Raw genomic sequence first — 26,248 nt, forward strand, 5'->3', positions numbered from 1 at the left:
TGAGTTACCGCAAATTTGAAGCGCGTGTTCCGATATCAAGAGCCTGCACCACGATGGTCAAATCGCCGTTCAGCGTGAATGCCTTTGCTCCTGGAGCGAGGCCAAGGCCATGTTCGTCATTCGCGACACGGTGCATGGTGTCGGTCAGTGGACTGGCTCCCGCAAAGAGCATCTTCGAATATTCGTCAGGTAGATTTGAATCATCAGACGGGAATGCGATGGGCTTCACATTTGCCTTGCTGGATACATGAACATTGAAAAGGAGCGTCGCGCCGTCTTCCGACATTATGGAAGTAAGTCCAGCCATCATGTCCCCAACCATCCGGTTCGCTTCTGCGGGGTCTGCTGAGTCAGTGGATTCTCCATCAGTGATGTGAATGACTGTGGGAGGGAAGGAAGATGGATGCAGGTTCACCCATGTTTCGATCCATTTTCGTGCCAAGCCAAGCGCCTGACACATTGGCGTTCCACCGCTCGCTTTCGGTTCAAACCACACTGGGAACTTTACCTTCTGGTCAATCAAACCACCGGCTCCATCATCAGTTTTCTTGGTTCGCTCCTCGACCTTGGCAGGCGAGTTGGCCAATGCACTCAATGGGACAAGCTCCTGTCCTGAGAGGCTGCCGCCATACGCTGAGCCGATTGTTGCTCCGTAGCCGATCACGCCCACATAAAAATAATCACGAACACCGTCGGGACGTGCGCATCTGAGACTCAAGTTCCGAAGAAGATTGTTCACACTGTCTGCCACAGCGTCACACTTCTTCTTCGGCGGATCTGAGCCAGGCATTGCGTCTGCCATCGAACCCGACTGGTCGATGACGAATATGAAAGCTGTCGGACTCGAACGATTGATCTCGGCTGTGTAGGGCATGGGATGAGTCTGTGGTTTAGAATTGGGAGAACGTGGGTTCAGGTGTCGAGGTGTCAACACCTAAGACCTGTGTTGATGCGCTGCAATTGCCTATTGGCAGCTTGCGCGTCCGCAGCGCATCGCCGGCATGGGGCGGCACCGATTTGACCCCATGCGCTGGCCGCACGCAAGCAGCGCGAGCCTCTGACGGAGCGTGAGTTGAACATCCTGGGCCTCATCGTTCAGGGTCGGAGCAATAAGGAAATCGTCACGGAGCTGCACATGAGCGGAGGTCTGGTGAAGAAGGAGATCTCCAGCCTGCTGGCAAAGCTGGGTGCCGCCGACCGCACGCGTGCTGCCACGCTGGCGATTGAGCGCGGGATCGTGCATCTGTGATTTGTGGACATTTGGCCACGCGACAAAAATGACGCGATCCTTCAAGATGGAGGGAAATCGTCATGAAGACTTCCTTCCGCCCCCTCCACTCTCTCGTCGCCGTTGCTTTGCTCTGCTGTGTCGGCCCGGCACCGGCTGCGGTGTTGATCCTTGAGTCCTTCAACTACTCGGCAGGCTCGGCGAACGGTGTTGCTACCAACGCCACAGGTCTGACGGGAAACTGGACGGCGGGTGCGCAGGGCGGGACATCCAATGCCACGGCCAACTTTGATGCCACCAGCGTGACGATGGCCGGGCACTTCGCCGCGAGTGGTGGCTCGCTCATCATCACCAACAGCGGGCCGGGTTTCGGAGAAGGAGGGGCGGCGGCGGCAGTGACCTCCACCATCACGGGCACCAGTCTCTACAGCAGCAGCCTCATGAGCTTCGGGTCCTCCAACGGGAGTTACTTCAACGACTGGTCGGTGGAGCAGCGGTTCAACACGAGTGCTTCGGGTGGTTACACGACCAGCAGTGGGCGCAACGAAGTTCGGGCTTTCGGTTCCGGTAGCAGTTCCACTGGCAAAGGCGCGGTCAGCGCGGACGCCAGCGAGGTGGCCCAGAGCACAGGCACCAGTGCCGCAAACACCAACTATCTCCTGGTCACCCGCTACATCTTGTCAGGCAGCGACATCACCTCCGCCCAGCTCTTTGCTTTCGATGCCACTTCTTATGCCAGTTATCTGGCCAACGCGACGACGGGCAATGCGGACTCCATCCTCGGCACCTATGCCAACTACTCTCTCACGGACACGGCGACACGCAGCCTGAATGACTTCGACTTTCTCCAGTTCACCACCAATGGCGGTCCGATCGGCCGCTACGACGATTTCCGCATGGGCACGTCCATTTTGGATGTGGTCAATGTTGGATCTGTGCCGGAGCCATCGCGTGCGATGCTTGGCTTGGTCGGCATGGTGGGTGTCATGATGCGGCGCAGGAGGCGCTGCGAGACTCAGAGCATCTGATGAAGCGGCTCTCTCTCCTCCTTGTCGCATTCGGCGCATTGCTGCCAGTCTGGAGCACGGTCGCGGCTCCCGTCACGGTGAGCACGCCGGTCATTCCAGGGCAGCGTTTCATCGTCACTGACTACGGAGCCGTGGGAGATGGCAGGACGATGTGCACGGCAGCCATTCGCTCGGCATTCGCAGCGTGTGCGCAGGCAGGCGGCGGACAGGTCGTGCTGCCGAAGGGCGATTTTTTGTGCGGCCCCATCGAGCTTCCCGCACGCACAGACTTTCATCTCGTGAAAGGTGCGACGTTGCGCATGAGCCACAACCGCCAGGATTTCGCACTGCCAGAGGGCCGGACGGCGAACTTGATCTACGCCCGTGAAGTCACCGATGTGCAAATCAGCGGCGAGGGCACCATCGACGGACAGGGAAAGCCCTGGTGGGATCGTGTGCGTGAGCTAGCGAAGCATCCTGATGAGGCGAAAAAAGAGCCGCAGCGCCCGCAACTCATCGTGTTCGACCGCTGCGAACGCGTGAGGCTTGCTGGCGTCACCACGCTGAATCCACCGAACACACACTGCTCCGTCCGGCGGTGTGTGGATGTCACCGTGGAGGATGTGACGATGACGGCGCCGGATGAATCAGCGAACACGGACGGCATCAATCTCAGCGGACGGAATGTCATCATCCGGCGCTGCCACATCGCCACGGGCGATGACAACATCGTTTTTCTCTCCAGCTATCCAGCGAAGGATGAAGGACCGGGCACGGCGAATGTGCTGGTGTCGGATTGCACGCTTGGGGTGGGGCACGGCATGTCCATCGGCAGCTACACGGGCGGTGGCTTGCGGGACATCACGGTGGAAAACGTCACCTTCGACGGCACCACTTCAGGCATTCGCATGAAGGCTGCCCGCGACCGTGGCGGTCTCGTCGAGAACATCACCTTTAGAAATGTAACCATGCGAAAGGTGCGCACGCCGATCTTTCTTTCCAGCTACTATCCCAAGGAGCCCAAGCGACCTGATGATGACCGAGGTGAGGGCGTAACGCCGAGAACACCCGTTTGGCGGAACATTCAGATCGAAGGCGGCACGATTCAGGATTGCGAAAACTCCATCATCATCTGGGGTCTGCCCGAAAGGCCTTTTGAAGACGTGAAACTAAAGAATCTGCAAATCACCGCCGAGCGTGGAGCACAGGTCTATCACGCCAAAGGCATACGATTTGAAGGTGTGAGCCTCAACGTCAAGAAAGGACCGCCCCTGACTGTGCATCAGGCCGAGGTGACAGGCATGGAAGGCACCCCGCTTCTACCACGGAAGTGACCTTGGTCCCTGCATTTGTGGACATGGTGCCCGAGGTGCAGCTATTCCCTGGCGAGATCAATCGCGTGAGCCTTTACCGCAAGGAGGTCAAGGTTGGCGAGCGGCTGCAATTCAAGAAGATGGTGCTCTTGATGACCGATGGAGTGGCTGAGTTGCAGGAACTCGGCGTGGAGCCCCTGCCGTTCGAAACGATTGGGGGTATGCTCAGCTAGGATAAAGATGTTTTGACATTCGGATGCCGGGTGTGTCTATTCCCAGTGTTTCATTCACCATGTGTGAAAGGAGATTTCGAGGCCGTCCCGCAAGGGGCGGCCTCAGCCATTTCCAGGCTGAAACGCCTTCCAGTCACGTTCAAGCTCCTCCTTCTTGCGTTTGTAGATGGGGTAAAAGGCGGTCTTGAGCAGGTAGTAGTCTCGGCGCTCCCAAAGGATGACCGCGTAATCATGCTCGTAGAGCCAGAGCACCCAGGACGTCTCACCCCAACGCGTGGTCTGCTGGAAAACACGGATGCCAGGATGCGTCCCTGCGTTCGCAATTACCCAGGCGATCCAATCCACCCGGCGGCAACGCTCGGGATCAATCGTCCGGTCATCTTCACTCCGGCCGCCGCTCCCCTCCTGCATCATGTGCCAGAAGGCGAAGTGCTTCCCATGCGTTTCCGGCCGAAACTGGCAGTTCACCAGCTTACCACGGAAAGTAAGCCCGCCTTTCGCAACGGACCGCAGGTAGCGCTGGTAAATGTCCTCCAGATACACCTTCCAACGGCTGCCAAAGTCAGCACCGGGAAAGTCATCCACTTCGACCAAGTCGGGCGGCTCGCTCATACGCCCGCCCCGCCCCCTTTCCAAATCAAGAGGTTCACCTTCCTCTCATTGAGCAGCGTCGTCTGCGTCAGGTGCTTGTTCGTCCGCTTCTTCAGCCGGGCGATGAGCTGCTCCTTGCCTGCATTACCCGAGAGGCCCCGGTTCGCGTAACTCACCGCCCCCACCAGCAGATCTGCCAGTTGCACCAGTTCAGATTCGTGGGAGGCCACCACCTGCACCCGCTCGATGATCTTCCGGTCAAAGTCATAGGCGTTGTTGCACAGCACTTCATGCAGCTTCTTCATCTTCCGGGCGCTGTGCGTGTCTTTCAGGTCGATGTAGATGCGGTGCTTGTTCTCCGGTTTCAGCAGCCCGGAGAGCAACACGAAATACATCTTGTGATACCAGTCATCGTGCGACTGGCCGAAGCCGTCGTGATTGAGCACACTCTTGTCCGGCACCACCACGGCACGGAAGTGCAGGTCATCGTCATCGAGAAAAAAATCCAGCCAGTCCTGGTAAAACAGCGCCTTAGCAGGCGACACCTTGCCCCACTTCACCTCAAAGGCAGGCGGTAGCCCATGCCGTGCTTTGATCTCACGCAACCGCTCGCTGATCTCCCGCCGCCGCTCCATCGGGCACCACACCGTTCCCAGCGTCATCACCTTCTGATGATCATTCAGCAGGTGGCAGCTTTCATCACAGTAAAAGTTCAGCGTCTCACTCATGGGTGTCTCGGGGTTAAAAGGGTTCAGATTCCACCAAACTCAACTCCCGCGCCGCCGACGGTTCTGCGGGCGCGAGATGCGGCCCGTGCCCTAGCTCCAGCGCCTGCGGGACCAGCTCCCCGAACCATTCGAGGGAGGTGTATTCGGCGTTGGATTCGTCAAGGGACATATTCGCTTCTTGAAGAAGGTTAGAGCGCCTCGATGGCTGCGATTAGGCGGCCAAAGTCACTGTGCGCCTTCGGCAGTTCAATGGTCGCGGCGATCTTTCGGTGAACGAAAGGCTTCTTTAACGAAGCTGAGTCATTTTTGCTGTTCGTTAAAAGCTTGCTGCCAATTGCTTTCCGCAACTGGTTAAGGTCATACCCTTTCGTGTAGTCCTTGTCATCGAGACCGCATGTAGTCATTTCTTTTGCCGCAGCATCTTTATTGTCGGCAGTAATAAGTGCGTATTCCAAATCGGACGTGAAAACGAATGTATTTAAGCCAGCGCCCTTCAACTGCTTCTCAGCTTCGCTCGCAGCATTTCTGAAGTGTTGCTCATCCTTGTCGAGCGCTGCATCGATAGCGGAGTGGAGCGTAGCCTCGCCAGCAATTGGATATCCTGCCGCTTTCGCTCCGACCAGTAGCGCCCTCTGCGTGCTGGTTGTAAGGGAGTCAAAATCAGTCACAACAAGATGAGGAATCTTTGCCTCCTTCCATGCCCTGATCATGCGCAAAAACGGGGAGAAGTTAGCGTTGCCCGATGCGGATATGACGGAGATTCGATGTGCAGCGTTCCCAAGTTTCTTCTGCAACAAAACTTTCAGGACCCTAGAATCTGATTCCCCTTCAACCAAAACAACTTTCTCTGCAAAGAACAACTGCGCGTTCACATCGTCGCTGTAAGCGTCAAACATCTCTCGCTCCCTTTGTGAACCGACCGAAGGCACAAAAAGAGATGCATGCTGCCCATCCTTTTTTACTAACCCTAGTTTCGTGAATGGAGTTTCGGAAACGATGTAGGGGCTGTGCGTTGTGACAATGACCCGGAGATTGTTGGACTGTGCAGCCAAAATGTCCTGATAGAGTTCCTTCTGCCTCTGCGGATGCAAGAATGCCTCAGGCTCTTCGACAGCGAGAATGAATTGAGTGTCTGGATTGACAGCGGCTTTTTGCTCAAGGCGATGTAGCGCAAGAAGCACGCCACTTTGAACACCTGAACCCGCCTCCGAGAGGGCAAGCGTTGCATCCTCATTATCTCCAACCTGAAACCCCAATCGAAGGTTGTCGATAATCCACTCTCCAACATTCTGCACATCAACATCAAACTTCAGTCCTAATTTGTGCTGTGTCTTGAATCCGAAGTGCTTCTCGATTTCTGGCAGTAGCGCATCGTTGATGTATGGGCTTATCTCACTTGTAATCTTGTCGCGTATGCCCTTGAGAACTCGATACTCTTTTGGAGTGCCGCCGGCTTTCTGTGGAATCATTTTGGCTAATCCATGTTCTCGAAGCATGCGTCCAAACAATTTACGAAATTCTTCGGATGATGCGTCTCGAAGGGCCGGGATCAGAATAAATTTGTTATATGCACGTATCTTTGCGAGAATCGCAAGACTTTGGGGATTCGTTTTGGCGTTGCGCTCAATTTCCTCCAACACTGTAAAAGTCAAATCTGAGCGGACTGTGATGTGCAGCGCCTTTTCCTTACCTCCTGTTTCGTAATAGACCGTGATTCGGCGCGCTTTCGCATTTACCGGAAACACCGGTAAAAGCCGCTCCGCGAGGTCTGGATGGAGTGTTCCCGCTTCAAGGGCCTCCTGCGGAAGCTGATTCAAAACAATGTCGATTGCCTTCAGGATTGATGACTTGCCATGATCGTTTTGACCAATCAGGACAGAGGTTGATTCCAGGTCAAATTTCAGCGACTTGAATGCTTTGATGTGGGCGAGTTCGAATGATTTAATCTTCATAAGCGGAGTTCTCCTTTGAGCAGCTTCGGCAGCAGCATGTCGCGCAGGGTAGTGATGCTGCGGAATTGGTGGCGGTCGGTGGTCATTTGCTTGGCATCGCGTCTGGATATGGCCCGAGGAAGCGACCTCCGTTAAAGTGGATCATGTGATCGGGGTCTTCGGCGAACCACACCTCGGATTCCCAGGCGATCTCTGAGCCGAAGGTTTGCATGGCGCGGCGGTTCTCGAAGGCGGTGACGAAGACGAGATGCGCATCGGACCCGGCAAACAAATTCTGGAGTTCCTGGCGGCGCTTTTCATCCACTGGTCCGCCTTTGATCACGGGTTCGACGAGTAGAAGTCGGTTCTTGGTCTCGTGGTGGATCATGACACCAGGAAGTTTGGCGGAGGAATCCAAGGTGACGCCGAGCGCGGCCAAGGCGTTTGAATCGAGATTGACCTCACCTTGCTCGCTATCGCAGATGCCGAGGATAGCCGCTCCTGGAGCCCATCGGGCGCAAAACACCTCAATGATAGCTTTGACCAGTAGCCCCCAACGACTCTGTGAAGTGGAGCAAGCAGCAGGCTTGCTTGGCCCAAACATGGAGGCCATGAAGTCCGCCGTCGGCTTCGCCGTGAGGAACTGTCCAAGTTCCTCTTGTCGGGATCTTCCGTTGGTTGTGCTGGCGGTCATGAATGGGTGGCGTGGGTGTAACGTGAAGCACTTCAACCGTGCTGTCACAAGTTTTCCCTAATTCACCTCCGCTCTGCCCAAAAAAGTCTTGCCGGAAGGGCGGTGGTTTTGGCACAATCCGCCCTGATCGCTGCGGCATTTTCTCCTGAGTTCCAGGTGGGGCTTTGGGGAGGCGAGTGAACGGCGGGAAGCCTGCTCATGAAGACGCCATGCCCTCCAACCGGGAGAGCGAAGCTTACGAGTATGCCACACGCGTGTGCGAATGCTCCACATGGACGGCGCTACCATAACACCCGCTTTCCTTGTGGGTAACGCGAGGACGGCCCATAGTGGGCGTTTGTCACCTTATGCCCACCTTTCTCCAGGCCTGCTCCATCGCCCTCATCATCAGGCCGAGGTGACAGGCATGGAAGGCACCCCGCTTCTGCCACGGAAGTGACCCTGGTCCCTGCATTTGTGGACATCTGGCCACGGGACAGAAAACCGCCGGTCTGACAGACTCGGCGTATGGATTGCCCCCTGCCAGCATTTATCTCTGCGTTCGTCCGTCGTCGCATCGTCCGTCCTGCTTTTGTCGGCGGTCTTTTGCTTCTCAGTCTTGCCACGAGTGCTTTCGCTCAGATCGTCACCCAGCCTCCGGCGGCGATCAGCGGGACTGCGACGGGCAGTGTGACGATCTCGGCTTCGGCGCCGGCAGCTTCGGCGTTTCAGTGGGAGAAGAGCACGGATGGCGGCTCGACCTATACGGCGATCTCGGGCAATGCGAGCGCCACCACGGCCTCGCTCACACTGACCAATCTACAGGCATCGGATGCGGGGCATTATCGGGTAGTGACGACGCCTGCGGAGACGAGCACTGCTTGTGTGCTCAAAGTTTTGCCTCGCACAGTCGTGGCGGCAAATGGCGCGATCCGTGCTGCATCACAAAGCGGTGCGCCTGCGGTGACCGGCGCGGGCGCGGTGGGCACGACGGGCAGTGTTTGGAACAATCTGATGCAGGCGGCTCCATCAACGACGGACCTTTCCCAGAATCTCATCAGCAATGCGGCGCTGATTTCGGACTCGGGCACCGTGACGGACATGAAAGTGACGATGAACTCCGCCTCGGCCACGCAGCCGGTGAGCGCCCAGCACCATGCCTGGAGCAACAACTCGAACTTCGCGCCGGTGTCGGCCATCATGGACTACTACACCTACTACTGGTGGGATGCGACGCTCACGCTGACCTTCACCGGCCTCGCTCCTGGCCGCTCGTATGATCTCTACGGCTTCGGCACGGGCGACGGTGCCGGCCAGGGTAGCAAATGGAGTTTCGCTCCGGTGAATGGCGGGGCGACGATGTCCGCGATGGCCGACTTTGGCAGCGGCTTCACGCGGGACGTGACGAATCCGGCGAACCTCGGCCATGCCTATGTGAAGATCACCGGCGCGGCGACCTCCGGCGGCACGCTCACGGTCACGGTGGACAATGCGACGGGGCAAAATGATCCTTTCCTCAATGGCTTCCAACTCGTGCCGGTGGCCTCGACGGCGATCACGGGCCAGCCTGCGAACGCGCTGGCCACGGTGGGAGGGAGCGCATCCTTCACGGTCACGGCACCGGCGGCGGTCTCGTTCCAGTGGCAGTCTAGCAACGATGGTGGCACGACGTTCGACACGATTGACCCGATTGCCACACCGAGCGCCACCACCGCCACGCTGACGCTCACGAATGTGCAGACCACTTCGCCTTCGCTGTATCGCGTGCTGGTGACGGATGGGGGCGGTGCGGTGAGCTACAGCAGCAATGCCTCGCTAGTGGTGCTGACCACCGCGAATACGACTCCAACGCCCCAAGTGAACCTGGCCTTCCGCTCGCCGACTCGCGGCGGCATCACCGTCACAGGTGCGGCGGCGATTGGCAGCAGCGGCAGTGTTTGGAACAATCTCACCGGCGCGGCGCTCTCCACCACACTCCAGTCACAGGACTTGCTCAGCAATGCGGCGCTCGTCTCCGACTCCGGCGCGGCGACAGGCGTGGCGCTGACGCTCAACGCTGCGTCTCCCACGCAGACGATCAACAACGTGGTCAAGGCATGGAACAACGGCACCAACTTCCCCACCGTGACGCCGATCATGGACTACTGGACCTACTACTGGTGGAACGGGACGGTGACGCTCACGCTCACCGGCCTGCGTCCCGGCGCGAGCTACGAGCTATATGGCTACGGTGCGGGCGACAGTCACAACACAGGCTCCTCCTGGACGATGGCCCCGGCCAATGGCGGTGCCACAGCGAACTGCCTCGGCGATTACAACAATGGCTACTCGCGGGACGTGACCAATCCGGCGAACCTCGGCCACTCCTATGTGAAGCTGACCGGCACCGCCACATCCACGGGCACGCTGACGGTGGTCGTGGACAATGCGCCGGGGCAGAACGATCCGCACTTTAATGGCTTCCAAATCCAGGAGGCCGCGCAGACGACCATCACCAGCCAACCGGCGAACACCGTCACCACCGCAGGCGCGGGCGCTACGATCTCGGTTGCCGCGCCGACTGCGCAGTCCTACCTGTGGCAGCGCAGCACGGATGGCGGCAGCACGTGGACCACGATCGATCCGGCCACGAACGCCTCGTCGGCCACTTCCTCGCTCGTGCTCACGAACAGTCAGAGCGGCGACGCGGGCCTTTACCGCGTCATCGTGCTCAATGCCCAAGGCGGCGTGATCATCAGCCAGACGGCCGCGCTCTCTGTCGTGCCGAACGGTGGCTCCACGCCCGACACGGCGTTCAATGTTGCCTTCCGTGCTTCCAATCAAAGCGGAGCGCCCGCCGTCACTGGCGCGGCTGCGGTCGGCTCAGCGGGCAGCGTTTGGAATAACATCATCGGTGCTGCCGCCGCCGGCACGCCCACGCAGGCGCTCGTGAGCAATGCCGCGCTCGTGGATGACGCTGGAGCGGCCACAGGCAAGACGATGTCCCTCTCTGTGACCGCCGGCTCCTACAGCGTGAGTGACGCGCTGAAGACCGGCAACGACAGCACCTCCTTTTCACCCAGCGCCATCATGCGCTACTACACCTACTACTGGTGGAACACGGCGCTCACGGTCACGATCAACGGCCTGACTGCGGGCCGCAGTTACGACCTCTACGGATACGGTGCAGGTAACAACAACGGCCAGGGCAGCAAGTGGATCCTCGATGCCGCGAACGGCGGAGGCTCGGCTGAAGCTCCAGCGGACTACAGCAATGGTTACACGCGTGATGTGACCGATCCCGCGAACCTCAACCACTCGTATGTGAAACTCAGCGGCACCGCGTCGCCGAGCGGCACGCTGACCTTCGTCGTGGACAATGCCACGGGGCAGAATGATCCCTTCTTCAATGGCTTCCAAGTCGTGCCGCAGGCGATGCCCACCATCACTGCGCAGCCACCGGCGAACGCGACCGCCACACTGACTGGCAGCTTCTCTGTAGGCGTCACGGCCAGCGGTCCTGGCACGCTCAGTTATCAGTGGCAAAAGAGCACCGATGGCGGAGCGACCTTTGCCAACATCAGCGCCGCAGCGAATCCCAGCGCCGCCACCGCCACACTCTCCATCGCCGTCGTTCAGGCCAGTGATGCCGGAACGTATCGCGTGCTTGTTAGCAACGCCTCCGGCACCGTGGTCAGCAGCAACTGCGCCGTCACCACCAGCGAGGGACTGGTGGCGCCGACCATCCAGACGCATCCCGTCAGCACCACAGTCCTCGCTGGAGCCACAGCCACCTTCACCGTGGGCGCCAGCGGCACCTCTCCGCTCACCTATCAATGGCAGAGGAGCGCGGATGACGGCGCGAACTACAGCAACGTCGGCACCAATAGCAGCACCCTCAACATCACCGGCACCGTCGTGGCAGACGCAGGGCTCTATCGCGTCGTCATCACCAACTCCGTCGGCACGCTCACCAGCAACGCCGCCACGCTCACGGTCAATCAGGCCCCGACCATCCTCACGCAGCCGGTGGGACAGATCGTGGCCTCGGGCTCGCCTTTCACCCTCACCGTCTCCGCCTCCGGCTCGCCCGCTCCCACACACCAATGGCAGATGAGCACTGACGGCGTGACCTTTACCAACGTCTCCGGTGCCACAGCCGCGACGCTCCCGCTCACGGTCACGGCGGCGACCTCCGGTTACTACCGGGTGATCGCGACGAACCTCGTCGGCAGCGTCACCAGCTCGGTCGTCTATCTCGGCGCGGCCACCACGCAGTCGATCACCTTCGCTCCTGGCAATAACGCGACCGGCATCAGCATCGACCAGCAACTGCGGCTGAGCTTCCCAAGCGCTCCCAAGCTGGGCATCGCAGGCACGCTCACCGTGCGTGATGCCGCGGATAACTCGGTCGTCTCGACGATCAACCTCGCCACCCTCAGCAAAATCACATTCTATGCGGCGACCATTCCCAACCTGGCCGTGCGCAACGTGCAAGGCACGAACTTCAACTACATGCCCATCGCCGTGTATGGCAATGAGGTGTGGATCACCTTGAGCCAACGGCTCGCTTACGGTCGCACCTACTACGTCACCATGGATCCGGCGGTGGTGCTGGATTCCACCAATGCGGCGTTCCCAGGCGTTTCTGATCCCAACACCTGGAGGTTCTCGACCAAAGTCTCCGGCCCCGCCACGCCAACGCCCACGACCGGCCCGACCACGATCACCGTCGGCCTCGACGGCACCGGTGACTTCGCCACGCTGCAAGGTGCCTCCGACTGGATACCGCAAAACAACACGCTGCCCCGCACCATCCGCATCAAGCCGGGCATTTACTTCGATTGCACCACCTTCGCTCAGAACCGCCATTTCGTGACGATGGTCGGCGATGGCGCGACCCGCCACGACGTGCAGCTCGTGTTTCCCTACGCCGCGTTTTCCAGCAACAACTTCCCCGCAGGCACACTGCGCGTGGAAAGCTCCGACGTGACCGTCCGCGACCTCACCGTCGATAACATCATCTACACTGCCTACACGCCCACCGGCACCTCGGCCTATGGATCGAATGCATTCACTGGACCCATCAACACCGTCGCCACCACAGGCTCACGAATCGTCTTTGACAATGTCTTGATCAAGGGTGGCCAGGACACCCTCTACACCGTCATGGGCATCACTTACTTCTACGGCTGCGAAGTCTGGGGTTCGGTGGACTTCATTTACGGCGCGGCACTCTCCGTGTTCGACAACTCCGACATCGTCGAGATCCGCAACACTGGCGGCCCCATCGGCGCACCAAACACCTCCATCGCCCAGCCGCACGGCCTCGTGTTCCTGAACTGCCGCTTCCCGCGCGCCCTCGTCGCCAACGGCTACCCTTACGACGTGAACGCCAACTCCACGACCTTCGAACGCCCGTGGGGCAACGACGGCACGACGGCCGTCATCAACTGCGCCCTCGGCACCCACATCAGCACGAAGGGCTGGGGCGAATGGAGTGGCCGCGAAAACACCTGCCGCGCCCGCGAATACGGCTCCACCCTCATCGGCGGAGGCACCGCGGCCACCGTGGCGCAGCGCCAGACTGCCGGAGCCTATTGGCTCAACACCATCGACCCCGACTACACCAGCCCGGCGATGTCGCCCACGGATGCGTTGCTGGTCCATCCCACAGGCTCCGCCAATCGCGTTCCCGTCACAGTTAACCCGGCTGACTACACGCTCGCGGCGATTTTCGGAAACGCCTACTACAACCTGAATGGCTGGCTGCCCTCAGTGCCAACGCGCATCACCACGCAGCCCATCTCGCAGACTGTCAATCGTAGCCAGAGCGTCACCTTCAGCGTCAGCGCCACCTCTCCCTTCCCACTCAGCTACCAGTGGTATCGCGACAACGAGGCGATCAGTGGTGCCACCGGCAGCAGCTTTACCCTTCCCAGCGCCGCAGTTACAGATTGGGGTAGTTACAGCGTCGTCATCGCCAGTTCTGCGGGCACCGTCACGAGTAGCAGCGCCACACTCATCATCAATGACCCCGTCGCGCTTTGGGCCGACGCCAACGGCCTCAATCCCGCCACCACCGGCCTCTCCACCGCCGATCCCGACAGCGACGGCCTCACCAACTTGCTCGAGTTTGCCTTCGGCATGAATCCCAGCTCCAGCAGCATCGGCACCTTCGCCATCAGCGGCAATACCCTCACGCAAACCGGCCTGCCCAGCGTGAACATGGGCACCACCATCACCGCCCGCTTCATCCGCCGAAAGACCCACGCCACCGACGGCCTCATCTACACCCCACAGTTCAGCGCCAACCTCACCACCTGGGAAAACAGTGCCACCACCCCCACCGTCATCGCCAGCGACACCACCCATGATGTCGTGGAATTACCCTTCCCGCCCCCATCGAAGGCCAGCCAGCACGCTTCTTCCGCATCGCCATCACCCAGACCCCGTGAACGCAAAGCCACAGGGGCCCCACAACTACGCCGAGCGCATCCGCGAGCGGTTGCCAAGACGTTTGCAGGACCTGAGGTAGAGCATGTATGCCCTGTGGTGAAAGTGCGGCGTGTCGCGAGACACCATCAGCCGCATCGAAGGCGGTGAAAACTTCCCCGGCGTGCATGAGTTGGCGAGGCTGACCTGGGGCGTGGAGACGACCATTACGGACATCTTCAGCGCCATTGAGAGGAGGTCGCAGCGCTCCACCCTGCGAGCAGCCACGCGAACCTCGCTTGGGATTCCGTTGGCCTGACTTGGGATTCATAAACCACCAGCACCTCAACGAGAGCAAACTCAGGCGTGCCCTCAACGCTGACCGGGCTTTGCTTCTTCATCGGCTGTTTGTTCGTGGCCTTCCACTACACCGTCTCCCCGGCGAAGAAAGACTCTGTTCAACCCGGATTATGCAATAGCATGCAGGTGAGAAGGCCTGATGCTCGTTGTTGAGGGGTATTGACGAGCGTGGCAGAATCACCGGGATGGTGAACTTGCCGATTGAATACTCCGACAAGCCGGTGACGCCCTTTGGCGGCATGGCATTGATGAAGCGCTTTTGGACCAGACTGGTATCCGCGAGCACCTCAGGACTTTGGATCTACCGCAAGGAGGCTCTAACCGCGCTTATGATCCGGTTCACATCATCGAGAGCTTTTGGCTTAGCATCTGGACAGGAGCCAGCCGCTACATCCACTGCGACTGGCTGCGCCAAGATCAAACACTCGCCGCCATCTTTGGCTATGAGAGCCTGCCGAGCCAAAGCACTTACAGCCGATTCTTCGGCAAGTTCTCGCAGGCACGCAACACAGCCGTGTTCCCCGCCTTGCAGAAGTGGTTCTTCGATCAGATCAACATCGGTGCAGTGACGGTAGACTTCGACAGCACCGTCATCACACGCGAAGGGAGCCAGGAAGGATCGGCCAAAGGCTACAACCCCAACCGCAAAGGACGCAACTCACACCATCCGCTCATCGCGTTCATCAGCCAAACGCGCATGGTGGCCAACGCTTGGCTGCGCCCCGGCAACACCGCAGCGTGCTCCAACTGCGTGGAGTTCATGCGCGAGACTTTCGATGAAGCACTCGCCGGAGTGAAGGTCGGCCTCGTGCGCGCCGACAGCGGCTTTTACACCAACGACATCCTCAGCGCGCTGGAGGAGCGCAGCGTGCCCTACATCATCGCCGCGAAAGCCTATGCCAACATCAAGAACGAAGTCTATGGCATGAAAGACTGGGTAGAAGTATGCCCCGGCATCGCAGTCAAAGAATGGCGACACCAGTGCGCCGATCCGAAAGTAAAAGCGCGTCGTCACATCGTCGTGCGCAAGCAGACCAGCCGCCGCCCTCAAGCGGCAGGCAAGCTACTCTTCGATGACATGCCCGACTACCGCTTCAGCCTTTACGTGACCAACCTCGACCTACCGCTCGATCAGATCTGGAACATCTACAACACCCGCGCCGACTGCGAGAACAGGATCAGGGAACTCAAGCAGGACTTTGGCCTAGACGCGTTTTGTCTCCAAGACTTCTGGGCCACCGAAGCCTCGTTCCGCTTCATCATGGTAGCCTACAACCTCATAAGTTTGTTCCGGCACTTCGCACTCAACAGCCACAACCAGGCCACCTTAGCGACCCTGAGATCCTATTGCTTTGCAATAGGCGGCTGGGTCAGCCAACACGCTCGCAAACGAGTGCTCAAGCTCTCACTGACCCGCCAAAAGCGCCCCTGGATGGACTCCATCTTCCAACACATCGAAGCTCGCCCACCCCCGTTCGCTTATCCTAATGCATAATCCGGGTTCAAGACCGGAGACGTGGCGTCATGGTGTCCGCTGAAGAAAACACCAGAGGACAAAAAATAACTATGGCGGTGGTGTGACTGCCAGTCGCAGCACCCTCCCCAGTGCCCGGATGCGCTCATCGTTAGGTTTACCATCAGCACCGAGCGTGGGCTGGAGCCAGCCGCCTTCGTCGTGCTCGTTCCAGGCATAGATGATGATGACGTTGGCGGGATTGAGGTCGCGATTGGCTTGTGTCCACGCGATGGCATCCCGCAGATGCGCGGCGAGTTCATCGGGCGTGGCGGTGGTCGCATCCATGAGTGGCTTTTGTTGTGCAGGCGGTGTGGGATCGGGCGTGGCCATGACCCATGAGCACCACGGCGGCGGGCGTTCCTGGCGAGGCCGAGTGTCCCAGCCTGTGGTGGCAAAGGTGATACATGGGGTGCGTTCGCGCTTCCACTTGGACCAGAGGTTCTCCTTCACATGATGCGAGGTAAGCTGCGCATAGGTCACGGGATCCGTCGTGTAGCCTTTGCCCGCGCAGGCATACTCGGAGATGGCGTCGAAGCCGAGTTCCTCGCGATCCTTGTCTGCATTCCAACCCATGAGCACGAGATAGGGTGCCTTCAGACCTGCGGCGACGGTTTGATGCTTCAAATCGTCCCACTCGGCTTTGCCAAGCTTGGCGGTCTTCCCAAACAAACACAGCAGTGGTCGGCCATTGAGCACGGTTTGGTAATCGGGATGTCGGAAATGCTCCACGAGTGTGCTCCAGGCTTTCGAGCCCGCTCCGTCGAGTCGCGCACCTTCTTCGATGAGGCAGTAGCGCAGGCCCTTCTTGTCCTTCGCCGCGAGGTAGCGTTTCAAGCCGATGCTCATGCCCGGCATTTGGTCCAAGTAGTCCAGAAAGGCCCAGTAGTTCAGCCCCGCCTGCGCTGCATACTCGATCTCCTGCTCCATGATGGACTGCGCATCGCCATTGATGCTCACCTTGCCCTCGCTAACCACGCGAGCGAACCACGGCAGGCGAAAATGATACTTCGGCTGCCCCAACGATGCCTCCACGGCTTTCACCACGCTGCCATCGCCATACCAGCCATCCCAGCGGATCGCGCCGACGATGGGGCGTTCGTCACCCACAGCCGCTGAAGAGAGCAGCAATGATGCGAGCGAGGCGAGTGCGTGTTTCAAAAGCATATAGGGTGGTCTGAGGTGCTTGAGATCACGGAGCAGATGTCGTCTTGCCAAGGATCGCTTCCGCGAAGACCTTGCCCATCAGGGCGAAGGTCTTCGCGCATCCAAGGTAGTGATAGCCAGCATTCGAGGCACCGCGTTTCCACAGAGCTTCGTCTGCGGGCGAGATGAGTTTGACTTCGTAGTCTTTGAGATACGCTCGTTTCTCGGGCTCGGTCATGTGACCGTCGGCGTTGGCATGGTCTTTGTGCTTGTTGTTCAAATAGAATCCCATCTGGCGGACCTGGGCGCGTTTGTCGTCGATGGCGGCGAGTTCCTCCGACCAAAACGGCGCGGTGGGCACGGCGAAGACGTTGCCTTTGAACTCGGGCATCAGCGAGGGCGCGGTCATCGCCTCGCGGAAGGCGAGCGTGTCCGGCGGTGCCTTCAAACCGCCCACACCCATCACGCCGATGACGAAGGGCATCTTTGGTGCATTCAAGTCCTTGCGCACATCGCGGATGAAGTGTGCGAGCAGATCGCTATAAACTGCGAAGCGGCCCGGCTTGCCGCGATCGGGATACGTGTGCCCGTCCACCATGTCGTTGAAGCCCTGGAGCCACACGAAGCCTGCGATCTCATAGCCACCCTTCGCATCATAGGCCGGACAGACGCGTTTCGGGTCGGCGAGCACATGCTTCACATGCTCGACCATGTAGCGGTAGAAGCGGCCTGTTTCGGTTTTCTTCTCGGCGAGCCATTGGTTCATGTCCTTGGGCACACCGTGGCCGGGCGGGCCATAGTAGAGCTTCTTTTGGTAGTCGTTGAGTTCATACGATCCTGCGCTCGGTGGGCGGAATTCCGTGTTGAGGCTCCGACCTCCCCAGGCGGTCTTGATGATCAAAACGGGCTCTTGGAGCGCGGCATCCATCGTGAGGCCGAAGGTGAACTCCGGGCCGATCTTGCCATTCGACTTCGTCGCATCGTCCCGCGCACCATACCCAGCCGTGAGCTTCCCGGTGCCCTCGCCATTCGCGCTGCCGTCGTATTTGCCTGTGAAGTAGGAGATCCATGTGTGATTGCACACACGCGGCTGACCGTCGTCGCCGCGCATCATCTTCAAAAGCGGAGCGGTGGCAGGATCATCGCCGATGTAGTCGAAGGTCTCGATCTTCGCATGACCTTCCATGTTGGATTGACCGGCGAGGATGAAGACTTTCAGCGGCTTGGCGTGAAGCTGAGCCGCCGCGAGGATTGTGGCGAAGAGGACGTGTTTCATAGTGATGGGTGGAAAGCGGGAGAGGCGGTCATTGACAAACGCAGCGCGGGGACAGAAAATGTCCACATGAAAACTGCCACCGTCCGCGACCTTCGGAACAACTTCGCCATGATCGAAGCCTGGCTCCGTGATGGGGTCGAAGTGTGCATTGAAAAACGCGGTGAGCCCGTGGCCATGCTCACTGCCATGAAGCGCAGCCGAAGCCCCGCCAAGGTCAAGAATCCAGACTTTGAAGCACGACGAAAAGCCATCTGGGGGGATCGCGTGTTTAGCGAGCAGGAAGTGAAGGAGATGCGGGAGTATGAACTGGAGGGCGAAGAGGGCTGATGGTTTTTCCTGACACCTCGTTTCTGTGCTCGGTGTATCGCACGCAGGAGCATTCGCCCAAAGCGGATACCTTCATGGCGAAGCGTAGCGGGCCAATTCCGGTCTCTAGCCTTCTGCTGCTCGAGTTTCGTCAGTCCCTGCGACTGCAAGTCCGACTGCATACGAAAGACAAAACCAAGGGCTTCACCAAGTCGGAGGCGACTCAGATGCTGCGTGATCTTCAATCCGACCTGCGCACCAAAGTGCTCGAAGTCATGCCGGTTGATTGGTCGGCCGTTCATTACACGGCGGAAGAATTGAGCGAGCGATACACTGAGACTAAAGGCCATCGACTGGCGGACATCTTGCATGTCGCCACGGCCCTGCACCTCGGCGCTGATGAGTTCCTGACCTTTGATGCCAATCAGAAGGCGCTCGCTGAAGCCGAAGGTCTGGTGGTCAAGGTCTGAGGTGCTCATCACTTCGCGAGTTGGTGAATGGTCCCGTGCAGATTGTGGTCGTTGATCTTCAGCTCGTAGCACTGCGTGGGTGCTAAGTCAGGGATCTCCAGAGTGACGGTGCGTTTGTCGTCGCTGAGCTTCACAGTCTTGATGGCGAGGTCGTGTTCGTCGTAGTGCTGGGAGCCGTAGTTCTTGGTGCGTTTGAGGCGCCACACTTTCATGGCGCAATCCTTCGGCTCGATGGGGTCGCTGAAGGTCACGGTCATGGCACCGGGAGTCGCGTGAACCGCCAGAGGCACTTGGGCGGGCTTTTCGTTGCGGCGGATGCGATGGAAGCCGCCGGGTGTTGTGGCGTTTCCGGCCCAGGCGAACATGCCGCAGGTGTAGAGTGCCCCATCGTTGCCGAAGCGTCCGCGCATGATGCCGGTGGCGAAGGCGGGCATGGGAAGCTCGCACACCGCGCCCTGCCATTGGCCGCTCACTTCTTCGTGAGGGACGATGAAGGCGCGGCCGGTGCCGTAGCTGAGATTGAGCAAGCTGCCGCCGAGATTGCCCCACGCGTTCTTGGGCACCCACACGAGTTCGGCGGGGCTGCGGTCCTTGTTGTTGGTGATCCACGCCATGGGCTGTTCCATCGCGGTGTCGGATGTATCGGTCACGTTGGTGTAGCCAAACATGTTGCCGTAGAAGCCGCCGACTTTGACGCGGTTAATGCGGTTCTTCGGTGTCCAGAAGCCTTCTTGATCGGTGACAAAGAAGGTGCCGTCGTCGTTGAGGCAGAGGCCATTGGCCGCACGGAAGCCGGTAGCGAGGATGTCTGTCTTGGCACCACCGGCGCTGACTTTGAGCAAGGTGCCGTGCTGCGGCACCACGCTGTCGAGCGCGTGGCGACCGGACTTGGCATAGTAGAAGTTGCCGGCGGCATCCGTCTGCAAGCCCATCGCGAACTCGTGGAAGTGCTCAGTCACTTGCGCGTCGTCGTTGAAGCATTCGATGAAGTCGATCTCACCATCGCCGTTCAAATCACGCAGTCGCGCGAGTTGATCGCGGCAGGTGATGAAGAGGTCATCGCCACGAAACTTCACGCCGAGCGGTTGGAACAAGCCACTGGCAATCCTGCGCCACGTCAGCTTCGCGGGAGCCTTCTCGATCACGCCATCGACGCGCCAGACATCGCCATTCCACATCGCTACGATGGCCGCCTTTCCGTCGGGTGTGAAATCAAAGCCGCCGGGGCGCAGCCAGCTTTGAAACGGATTGTCGTGAGGCAGCGTGAAGTCGTCCGCGACGAATGCGCCGTCTTCTTTGCCCGCCACGGAGGTCGTGGTTACAGTCTGCGGCCATTGAGCGTGGCCGCCTTTGGTCAGCGGCGTGAGATCGAGCGGAGCAGTAAATGATCTGGCCATCGTGTCGAGCGATGCTGCATCGACCTTGGAGATGAAAAGCTGCGTTTTGGCTCCAGAAGGCAGCTTGGCGACCCAGAAGCCGCCTTCCTTGTTCAGAGCACCTTCGCCCTTCAAAACAACGTTCACATTCTCTGGAGCTAGGCGAAGCAGCAAAGACCTCTTTGCCTCGCCGACGTTCACGGTGCGCACAAAGATCGGTGTGCTGCCGTAATCGAGCCACGCGGGCGATTCGATCACCTGCGTGCCGTAGATGCTGGCTGCGATGACGACCTTGTTTTGATAGGTGTAGAGCCCCTTGAACTTCAGCCCTGCGTGCGTGCCGTATTTCTTGCCATCCTTGGCCGGAGCACGCTTATCCTCAAAGCTATCGACGCTCCATCCTGGTCCCACGGGGTTAATAAAGTGCCTCTCACCGGTCAAACCCGTGTGCGTGCCGTGACTGCCATCGAAGGCGATGCCTTTCCAGTCCACGAAGTCGCCTGTGGTTGCGGTGGCGACGCGCATGGTGTCGTGATCGTAAACCATCCATGCGCGACCTTTGCTCACACCGCCGGGGCCGTCGTCGAGACGAATCGCGATGCCCTTTTGCGCGATGTTGTCGGGTGCGACTTCAAAGGTCCAGAACAATGCCGGGCCGAGGTCCATACGCTTGTAGGGTGGCGGCGAATTGTCCGCTTTCTCCGCCTCGGCACGCACGAGTCCGCGAGGGAGTGATGCGAGATCGGCGTCCTTGAGTTGCGAGGGATTGTGTGGGCGCAAGAAGGTCTCGCGGATGTAGTGGATGACGGCGTATTTTTGCGCGGTGGTGTATTGTGGCTGTGGGACCATTTGGCCGAAGCCTTTTGTTAGGGTCGTGAACATCGAATACGGATCGCTGCCGTTCTTGAACTGGCCTTCGGCAAAGCGCAGCGCGGTGGGCAGTGAGCCGGGCTGCTCCTTCGTGCCGTGGCAGACGACGCAGAGTGACTTGTAGATCGCCGCGCCTTCTTCGAGCGTCTTGGCGTTCCAGCCGCCTACAATCTCGGCGTGATCGCTGCGCTGCAGCGCCTGCACCCAGCCGCTGCCACCTTCAATGATGGGCTTGCCGCCCGCCTTCGGCTGATAGGTGAAATCCGGCGTGTTCGCGCCTGCGCCGTCGTTCTTGAACAGCAGCGCCATCTCCGCATCTGGCAGCGCACGTTTCCACACACGCACCGCACGGATGTTTCCCTTTGTGAGATCACCTGCGAAGTTCGGCGCGGCGTGTCCCACTTTGAAAATGAATTCCTTGGCATCCGGCTTAGTGAAGTTCGCCTTCACCGCGATCGACTTTCCATCTAACCATAACCGCGCAGTGCCGCCACTCGTGGTCAGCACCGCTGTATGCGGCTTGCCATCAGTCACCTTCGGACCGCTGGTCATCGCGCCGAGCCAGCCGATGTCATACACGAGCCGTCCGCCGCGAATGAACAGCGCCTTCGCATCCGGCGACCACTTGCCTGTCGGTGCACATTTGGAGAATAGGGTGCCTTGGCCGGTCGCTTCAAATGTCACCATCGCCGTGAAGTCATCGCCAAGGTCAATATCCGCGTCAGGGAAATCCTTCGCTCCTGTTTGTGCCAGCGTCGGCACATCCTCTGGCCCACGCACGAGCTTGTCGCCACTCCACACACGCAGCACGGGCGCACCATCGGCGGGATGCTCCACCGCGATGTCATGCGGCCCAGAGGCATCGAGTGTGATGGTCAGCTCATCGCTGAATTTGACCTTCGCAGAACCATCGAGATGCAGACGATAGTTCAGCGGCCACTCAGGCGCATCGAGCGGTAGCGAGTCACGCGGCGTGGCAGCGTGCAGGCTGGTAGCGAGTATGAAAAGAAGCAGGGATCGAATCATGAGAGTGAGTATTTAGCAGGAACAAGAACCGCAACTCTTGGTTTTCAGAGACGCGAGCTTTCTCTCGATCTCCAGAGAGGTCGGAGTGACAGCGAGGCCGCCCAGGGAGGTGCAGCGGTGCTCGCGGGGCATGCGCTCGGCGACAGCCTTGGCAGCATCGATGACTTCATCCAGCGGGATGAGTGGATCGAAGTCCGCGAGGGCCATGTTGGCAGCGGAGAGGGCATTGCTGGCAGCCATGACGTTTTTTCCCAGGCAGGGTGCTTCGACGCGATTGGCGATGGGATCGCAGATCAGGCCCAGCATGCTCTGAAAGGCCATCGAGGCTGCGGCGATGGCTTGATCGCGTGTGCCACCCGCCAGTGTGACGAGCGCGGCGGCGGCCATGCACGCGGCGGCACCGCCTTCTGCCTGGCAGCCGCCTACTTCTGCCGCAAAGGTCCAGCGTGTGGCGATGAAGACACCGATCAATCCGGCGGCGAGCATGGCTTTGGCCATTTGCTCTTCATTTTGATCCATCGACTCCGCCATAGCGATCACCGCTCCGGGTAGTGCTGCACAGGCTCCAGCCGTCGGTGCGGCGACGATGACGCCCATGCTGCTTTTCACCTCCATGAGTGCGGTGACGTAGAGAATGATGCGGTTCAGGGCACCAGCATCCAGCAGGTGGCCTGTTTGCATCCTCTCAGCAAAGCGCCCGCTCTGATGATGCAGCACGCGATCCGTGTAAGTCGTGCCCGCGATGCCGCTAGCGATGGATTTGCGCAGGATGCGCACGATGGCGACCATCTTCGCGATGACCTCGGCCTCGGTGAAGTCACCACGAGCACGTTCATACTCGATGGCGAGCTGCCAGAGCGGCGTGCTCCGATCGCCGTCGTATGCCAGCATGTCTGCGCAGCTCGTGAAGGGCACGCGAATGTCTCTGCGTGATGGGACGGGAAGCACGGGTGAGAGGTTTTTGACGAAAAGAGGCCGGAATGAGTCTGTGGAGACGAAGGATGCCGCTTTAACCTGGATGAGCTGATTTTCGCCGAGATCGTGAACGATGACTTCGTCTGCTGAGAATGTGGTTTCGGCTTTAGCCGAATCATTCTGAGTGCGACTAAAGTCGCAGCCACTTTGCCAAATCAGCGTCTCATGGTAGCCGCCGTCCATGTGCATCGGCACGCCATCAATCTCGATGACCTCGACCATGCCACCACCCGTCGAAATCGCGATGAGTGTGTGCGTCTCCCGACTGTTCTTCAAAGTGAGCCGATAGGTATTGGGATGCGGATCGCCGACATCGACCGTTTCGATGCGCAACTTGATCCCCGCCTCCGAGAGCGCTTGCGCGGAGTCTGGCAGTCGCTCGTCGTCTGCGTCCCAGCCGAGCAGCCCACCAAACAAGCCCATGTCACTGCCCTGGCTGTCGTGCGTGGTCGGCAGCGAGCCTTCACGATCAAACTCCACGAGCACCTCCGTGATCTCGCCATCCATCAAATCACGAGCGAGCCGCCCGATGCGCAGCGCCGCAGCACAGTGCGAGCTGGAGGGGCCCCGCATCACCGGGCCGATCACATCGTTGAATATGGAGACAAAACTCATGGCATGGAGATACAGAGGTCACATCCTCACCGCTGCTCCATGACAAAGGCAGGCCGCGAGAGCACACCTTTTGCCTGGGCACCGTAGTAGTTGGACCGCCAGAAGTCCTTCAGATCGGCGGCGGTGATGAGCTGGAGGCCCGGTGTGACGACTGCGGGATTGCAGAGGATGTAGAGGTCATCTTTGGCGATGTAGCCGCAGACACTGAGCGTGTGCCCGGCGAAACCTCCAGCGTATTGCGGGCCGATGTATTTGAAATCGACGACGACGGGACGTCCGGCATCGAGCTCGCTCTTCAGCATAGCGGTGGCTTGGTCAAAGCCCGCGTCATCGGGCGTGTAGGTGACGAGTTTCCACTGCTGGCCGATTTTTTTCGAGGCATCGAGCAGGTGCCACCAGTCGGTGCCCGTGCCGAGGGGTGAGGGGCAGAGTTTCTTGAAATCCCAGCCACCCAGCGTGGCACCTTGGTGACGAGCAAAGGTGGCGCAGGCGGTGCTGCCGCAGTTGTTATATCCCTGGAGGATGTGCGGCATCTGCACAAAGGCGAACTTGCCCGGCTCGCTCTTGCGCGGGCGATAGTCGATGAGCTTCAGGAGATCCGCGCCTTGCTGGGCGGAGGCATTGTCGGAAGGCTGCGCGGGATGCCCTGTGGCATTGGTGGGCATGAGTTTGGAGGCCTTGGTCCAAGTGGCTTTTGCGGCGTCGATTTCGCCTGCCTGGAACTGCAATTCACCGAGAAATACGAGCCCGCCAGCATTCCCCAGCTCCGCAGCACGCTCGGCGAGCATGCGGGCCTTTGCCGGATCTCGTGGCACGCCTTCACCTGCGTGATAAGCCATCGCCGCAGTGGCCGCAGCGCGGCCATGGCCTTTCGCGGCTGCTTTTTCCCACCATGAGAGACCGCGTGCGCAGTCCTGCGCGGTGCCTTGCGCACCGTAGTAGCACTGACCGAGATTGAAAGCAGCCTGCGCCGATTCATCTGCCGCTGCTTGGAAGTAGGCGAAAGCGAGCGCGGTGTTCCGCTTCACCACAGCGCCACGCAGATAGGCAAAGCCGATGAAGTCCTGTGCATCCGCGTCACCTGCATCGGCAGCCTTATGAGCCCACTGCATGGCCGCAGCATCGTTTTTGGCGACGCCTTTGCCATCGCGGAGACGGACGGCGAGCTGGATCTGTGCTTTGGCATCGCCACTCTCGGCGCGGTTTTGTAGAGAGCTGATCTCATCGGTAGCGTGCGCGGTCATGCTCATGATCAGGGAGGCGATGGTGGGGCAAAGGTATCGGTGCATGTGCCCGACATGATCGGGCATAGATGGCCTGGATGTCTTGACCGTTCTGAGCACTACCACTGTCAAAAAGTGCACAACGACGAAACGGGTGGCAGGTCGCTCGTGTGCAGCCACGTTATAGCCCCCTGCCCCACATGAAAAAAGCCGCGCTCGCCTTTCCAGAAGCTCTCTCCAAGCAAGGCACCTTGCTCATGGACACACGCATGGTCGAGCAGGTGGCCGATCTGATGCACGACACCGCCTTTTTCATCAAAGATGCACAGGGACGCTATCTGGTGGTGAATCAATCACTCGTCGAGCGGCACGGCTTGAAGCACAAATCACAAATGCTCGGTCGGCGTCCCTGCGATGTGTGCCCGGGTGACTATGGACGCATACCCACCGAGCAGGATGAGCATGTGCTACGCACCGGGCAGCCCATCGTGGAGCGGCTGGAGCTCTTCTGGCGTAGGCCGAATGTCCCCGTCTGGGGGCTCACCAGCAAGCTACCGATACGTGATGCACGCGGCCAGGTGACAGGCCTTATCGGCATCTCGAAGGACCTCGTAGCACCCGTGAGCCGGGATGATGTCTCGCCGGAGGTCGCACGCGTGCTGCGCTATCTCGAGTCCGCCTACGACGACCCCGTGAGCCCCTCCTCCCTCGCTCGCAAGGCCGGCATGTCAGCGGCGCGTTTCGCCCGCATCATCAAGCGCATCTACGGCATCAGCCCGATGCAGCTCATCACAAAGACACGCATCACCGTCGGCTGTCGGCTCCTGCGTGAATCAGAAGCCAGCATCTCCCAAATCGCACTGAACTGTGGCTTCGCTGATCACAGCGCCTTCACGCGGGCTTTTCGTGCCGTGACGAATCACTCACCGAGTGAGTATCGTCGGCAGATGCCATGATCGTGTCGCCTTGCGTCT

Annotated in this window: 20 protein-coding genes; 10 read left to right on the forward strand and 10 right to left on the reverse strand. The window is 59.5% G+C overall.

What is annotated here, in order from left to right:
* Positions 1-4 precede the first annotated feature (4 nt).
* On the reverse strand, positions 5-874 hold the full coding sequence (locus IPK32_21730; GenBank protein MBK8094507.1) for a VWA domain-containing protein: 870 nt from the start codon (positions 872-874) through the stop codon (positions 5-7).
* 198 nt (positions 875-1,072) lie between these two features.
* Between IPK32_21730 and IPK32_21735 the strand changes: the two genes are divergently transcribed.
* From IPK32_21735 to IPK32_21750, 4 genes are all read left to right on the forward strand, one after another.
* Positions 1,073-1,249 (forward strand): response regulator transcription factor, encoded by a 177-nt coding sequence (locus tag IPK32_21735; protein MBK8094508.1) that lies wholly within the window; start codon positions 1,073-1,075, stop codon positions 1,247-1,249.
* A 62-nt stretch (positions 1,250-1,311) separates the two neighbouring features.
* Positions 1,312-2,256 (forward strand): hypothetical protein, encoded by a 945-nt coding sequence (locus tag IPK32_21740; protein MBK8094509.1) that lies wholly within the window; start codon positions 1,312-1,314, stop codon positions 2,254-2,256.
* The gene (locus IPK32_21745; protein MBK8094510.1) at positions 2,256-3,569 is read left to right on the forward strand and encodes a glycoside hydrolase family 28 protein; all 1,314 of its coding nucleotides are present in this window, start codon (positions 2,256-2,258) and stop codon (positions 3,567-3,569) included. Before IPK32_21740 ends, IPK32_21745 begins: the two co-directional genes overlap by 1 nt.
* Positions 3,566-3,781, forward strand: a complete 216-nt coding sequence (locus IPK32_21750) for a hypothetical protein (GenBank protein MBK8094511.1) — start codon at positions 3,566-3,568, stop codon at positions 3,779-3,781. The genes IPK32_21745 and IPK32_21750 overlap by 4 nt, the downstream gene beginning before the upstream one ends.
* Positions 3,782-3,883: 102 nt before the next feature.
* On the opposite strand, the gene IPK32_21755 is transcribed toward IPK32_21750, so the two are convergent.
* From IPK32_21755 to IPK32_21770, 4 genes are all read right to left on the reverse strand, one after another.
* Positions 3,884-4,393 carry a hypothetical protein gene (locus tag IPK32_21755; GenBank protein ID MBK8094512.1) on the reverse strand — a complete coding sequence of 170 codons (510 nt, stop codon included), beginning with the start codon at positions 4,391-4,393 and terminating at the stop codon, positions 3,884-3,886.
* Complete coding sequence (locus IPK32_21760; GenBank protein ID MBK8094513.1) at positions 4,390-5,100, reverse strand: DUF3800 domain-containing protein; 711 nt, start codon at positions 5,098-5,100, stop codon at positions 4,390-4,392. The genes IPK32_21755 and IPK32_21760 overlap by 4 nt, the downstream gene beginning before the upstream one ends.
* Before the next feature lie 188 nt (positions 5,101-5,288).
* Positions 5,289-7,052, reverse strand: coding sequence for an AAA family ATPase (locus IPK32_21765; GenBank protein MBK8094514.1), 1,764 nt, complete (start codon positions 7,050-7,052; stop codon positions 5,289-5,291).
* 82 nt (positions 7,053-7,134) lie between these two features.
* On the reverse strand, positions 7,135-7,725 hold the full coding sequence (locus tag IPK32_21770) for a hypothetical protein (GenBank protein ID MBK8094515.1): 591 nt from the start codon (positions 7,723-7,725) through the stop codon (positions 7,135-7,137).
* Positions 7,726-8,232: 507 nt separating this feature from the next.
* On the opposite strand from IPK32_21770, the gene IPK32_21775 reads away from it, so the two are divergent.
* From IPK32_21775 to IPK32_21785, 3 genes are all read left to right on the forward strand, one after another.
* Positions 8,233-14,289 carry an immunoglobulin domain-containing protein gene (locus IPK32_21775; GenBank protein ID MBK8094516.1) on the forward strand — a complete coding sequence of 2,019 codons (6,057 nt, stop codon included), beginning with the start codon at positions 8,233-8,235 and terminating at the stop codon, positions 14,287-14,289.
* Positions 14,252-14,437 (forward strand): hypothetical protein, encoded by a 186-nt coding sequence (locus IPK32_21780; protein MBK8094517.1) that lies wholly within the window; start codon positions 14,252-14,254, stop codon positions 14,435-14,437. Before IPK32_21775 ends, IPK32_21780 begins: the two co-directional genes overlap by 38 nt.
* A 300-nt stretch (positions 14,438-14,737) precedes the next feature.
* Entirely contained in the window at positions 14,738-15,973 is a 1,236-nt protein-coding gene (locus IPK32_21785) for an IS1380 family transposase (GenBank protein ID MBK8094518.1), read from the forward strand.
* A gap of 69 nt (positions 15,974-16,042) precedes the next feature.
* On the opposite strand, the gene IPK32_21790 is transcribed toward IPK32_21785, so the two are convergent.
* Together IPK32_21790 and IPK32_21795 are read right to left on the reverse strand one after the other, a co-directional pair.
* The gene (locus IPK32_21790) at positions 16,043-17,152 is read right to left on the reverse strand and encodes a glycoside hydrolase family 99-like domain-containing protein (GenBank protein ID MBK8094519.1); all 1,110 of its coding nucleotides are present in this window, start codon (positions 17,150-17,152) and stop codon (positions 16,043-16,045) included.
* A gap of 31 nt (positions 17,153-17,183) precedes the next feature.
* Complete coding sequence (locus IPK32_21795) at positions 17,184-18,413, reverse strand: hypothetical protein (GenBank protein MBK8094520.1); 1,230 nt, start codon at positions 18,411-18,413, stop codon at positions 17,184-17,186.
* 66 nt (positions 18,414-18,479) lie between these two features.
* On the opposite strand from IPK32_21795, the gene IPK32_21800 reads away from it, so the two are divergent.
* Together IPK32_21800 and IPK32_21805 are read left to right on the forward strand one after the other, a co-directional pair.
* A complete protein-coding gene (locus IPK32_21800) occupies positions 18,480-18,740 on the forward strand; it encodes a prevent-host-death protein (GenBank protein ID MBK8094521.1) in 261 nt (86 codons plus the stop codon).
* Positions 18,740-19,189, forward strand: coding sequence for a type II toxin-antitoxin system VapC family toxin (locus IPK32_21805; GenBank protein ID MBK8094522.1), 450 nt, complete (start codon positions 18,740-18,742; stop codon positions 19,187-19,189). Before IPK32_21800 ends, IPK32_21805 begins: the two co-directional genes overlap by 1 nt.
* 8 nt (positions 19,190-19,197) lie before the next feature.
* On the opposite strand, the gene IPK32_21810 is transcribed toward IPK32_21805, so the two are convergent.
* Genes IPK32_21810 through IPK32_21820 form a run of 3 tightly spaced genes read right to left on the reverse strand, consistent with a single transcriptional unit; the run spans position 19,198 to position 25,340 of the window.
* Positions 19,198-22,461 (reverse strand): c-type cytochrome, encoded by a 3,264-nt coding sequence (locus tag IPK32_21810; protein ID MBK8094523.1) that lies wholly within the window; start codon positions 22,459-22,461, stop codon positions 19,198-19,200.
* A 12-nt stretch (positions 22,462-22,473) separates the two neighbouring features.
* On the reverse strand, positions 22,474-24,051 hold the full coding sequence (locus IPK32_21815; GenBank protein ID MBK8094524.1) for an L-serine ammonia-lyase, iron-sulfur-dependent, subunit alpha: 1,578 nt from the start codon (positions 24,049-24,051) through the stop codon (positions 22,474-22,476).
* A gap of 26 nt (positions 24,052-24,077) precedes the next feature.
* Entirely contained in the window at positions 24,078-25,340 is a 1,263-nt protein-coding gene (locus tag IPK32_21820; protein ID MBK8094525.1) for an SEL1-like repeat protein, read from the reverse strand.
* A gap of 134 nt (positions 25,341-25,474) precedes the next feature.
* On the opposite strand from IPK32_21820, the gene IPK32_21825 reads away from it, so the two are divergent.
* Positions 25,475-26,230, forward strand: coding sequence for an AraC family transcriptional regulator (locus tag IPK32_21825; GenBank protein MBK8094526.1), 756 nt, complete (start codon positions 25,475-25,477; stop codon positions 26,228-26,230).
* Positions 26,231-26,248: the final 18 nt, after the last annotated feature.

This window comes from Verrucomicrobiaceae bacterium (assembly GCA_016713035.1).
GTDB lineage: Bacteria > Verrucomicrobiota > Verrucomicrobiia > Verrucomicrobiales > Verrucomicrobiaceae > Prosthecobacter.

Coding starts and splice junctions, on each gene's coding strand:
- IPK32_21765 (MBK8094514.1), bottom strand. CDS start 7,052: ATGAAGATTAAATCATTCGAACTCGCCCACATCAAAGCATTCAAGTCG.
- IPK32_21760 (MBK8094513.1), bottom strand. CDS start 5,100: ATGAGTGAGACGCTGAACTTTTACTGTGATGAAAGCTGCCACCTGCTG.
- IPK32_21730 (MBK8094507.1), bottom strand. CDS start 874: ATGCCCTACACAGCCGAGATCAATCGTTCGAGTCCGACAGCTTTCATA.
- IPK32_21775 (MBK8094516.1), top strand. CDS start 8,233: ATGGATTGCCCCCTGCCAGCATTTATCTCTGCGTTCGTCCGTCGTCGC.
- IPK32_21815 (MBK8094524.1), bottom strand. CDS start 24,051: ATGAGTTTTGTCTCCATATTCAACGATGTGATCGGCCCGGTGATGCGG.
- IPK32_21740 (MBK8094509.1), top strand. CDS start 1,312: ATGAAGACTTCCTTCCGCCCCCTCCACTCTCTCGTCGCCGTTGCTTTG.
- IPK32_21755 (MBK8094512.1), bottom strand. CDS start 4,393: ATGAGCGAGCCGCCCGACTTGGTCGAAGTGGATGACTTTCCCGGTGCT.
- IPK32_21820 (MBK8094525.1), bottom strand. CDS start 25,340: ATGCACCGATACCTTTGCCCCACCATCGCCTCCCTGATCATGAGCATG.
- IPK32_21795 (MBK8094520.1), bottom strand. CDS start 18,413: ATGAAACACGTCCTCTTCGCCACAATCCTCGCGGCGGCTCAGCTTCAC.
- IPK32_21770 (MBK8094515.1), bottom strand. CDS start 7,725: ATGACCGCCAGCACAACCAACGGAAGATCCCGACAAGAGGAACTTGGA.
- IPK32_21745 (MBK8094510.1), top strand. CDS start 2,256: ATGAAGCGGCTCTCTCTCCTCCTTGTCGCATTCGGCGCATTGCTGCCA.
- IPK32_21825 (MBK8094526.1), top strand. CDS start 25,475: ATGAAAAAAGCCGCGCTCGCCTTTCCAGAAGCTCTCTCCAAGCAAGGC.
- IPK32_21805 (MBK8094522.1), top strand. CDS start 18,740: ATGGTTTTTCCTGACACCTCGTTTCTGTGCTCGGTGTATCGCACGCAG.
- IPK32_21810 (MBK8094523.1), bottom strand. CDS start 22,461: ATGATTCGATCCCTGCTTCTTTTCATACTCGCTACCAGCCTGCACGCT.
- IPK32_21800 (MBK8094521.1), top strand. CDS start 18,480: ATGAAAACTGCCACCGTCCGCGACCTTCGGAACAACTTCGCCATGATC.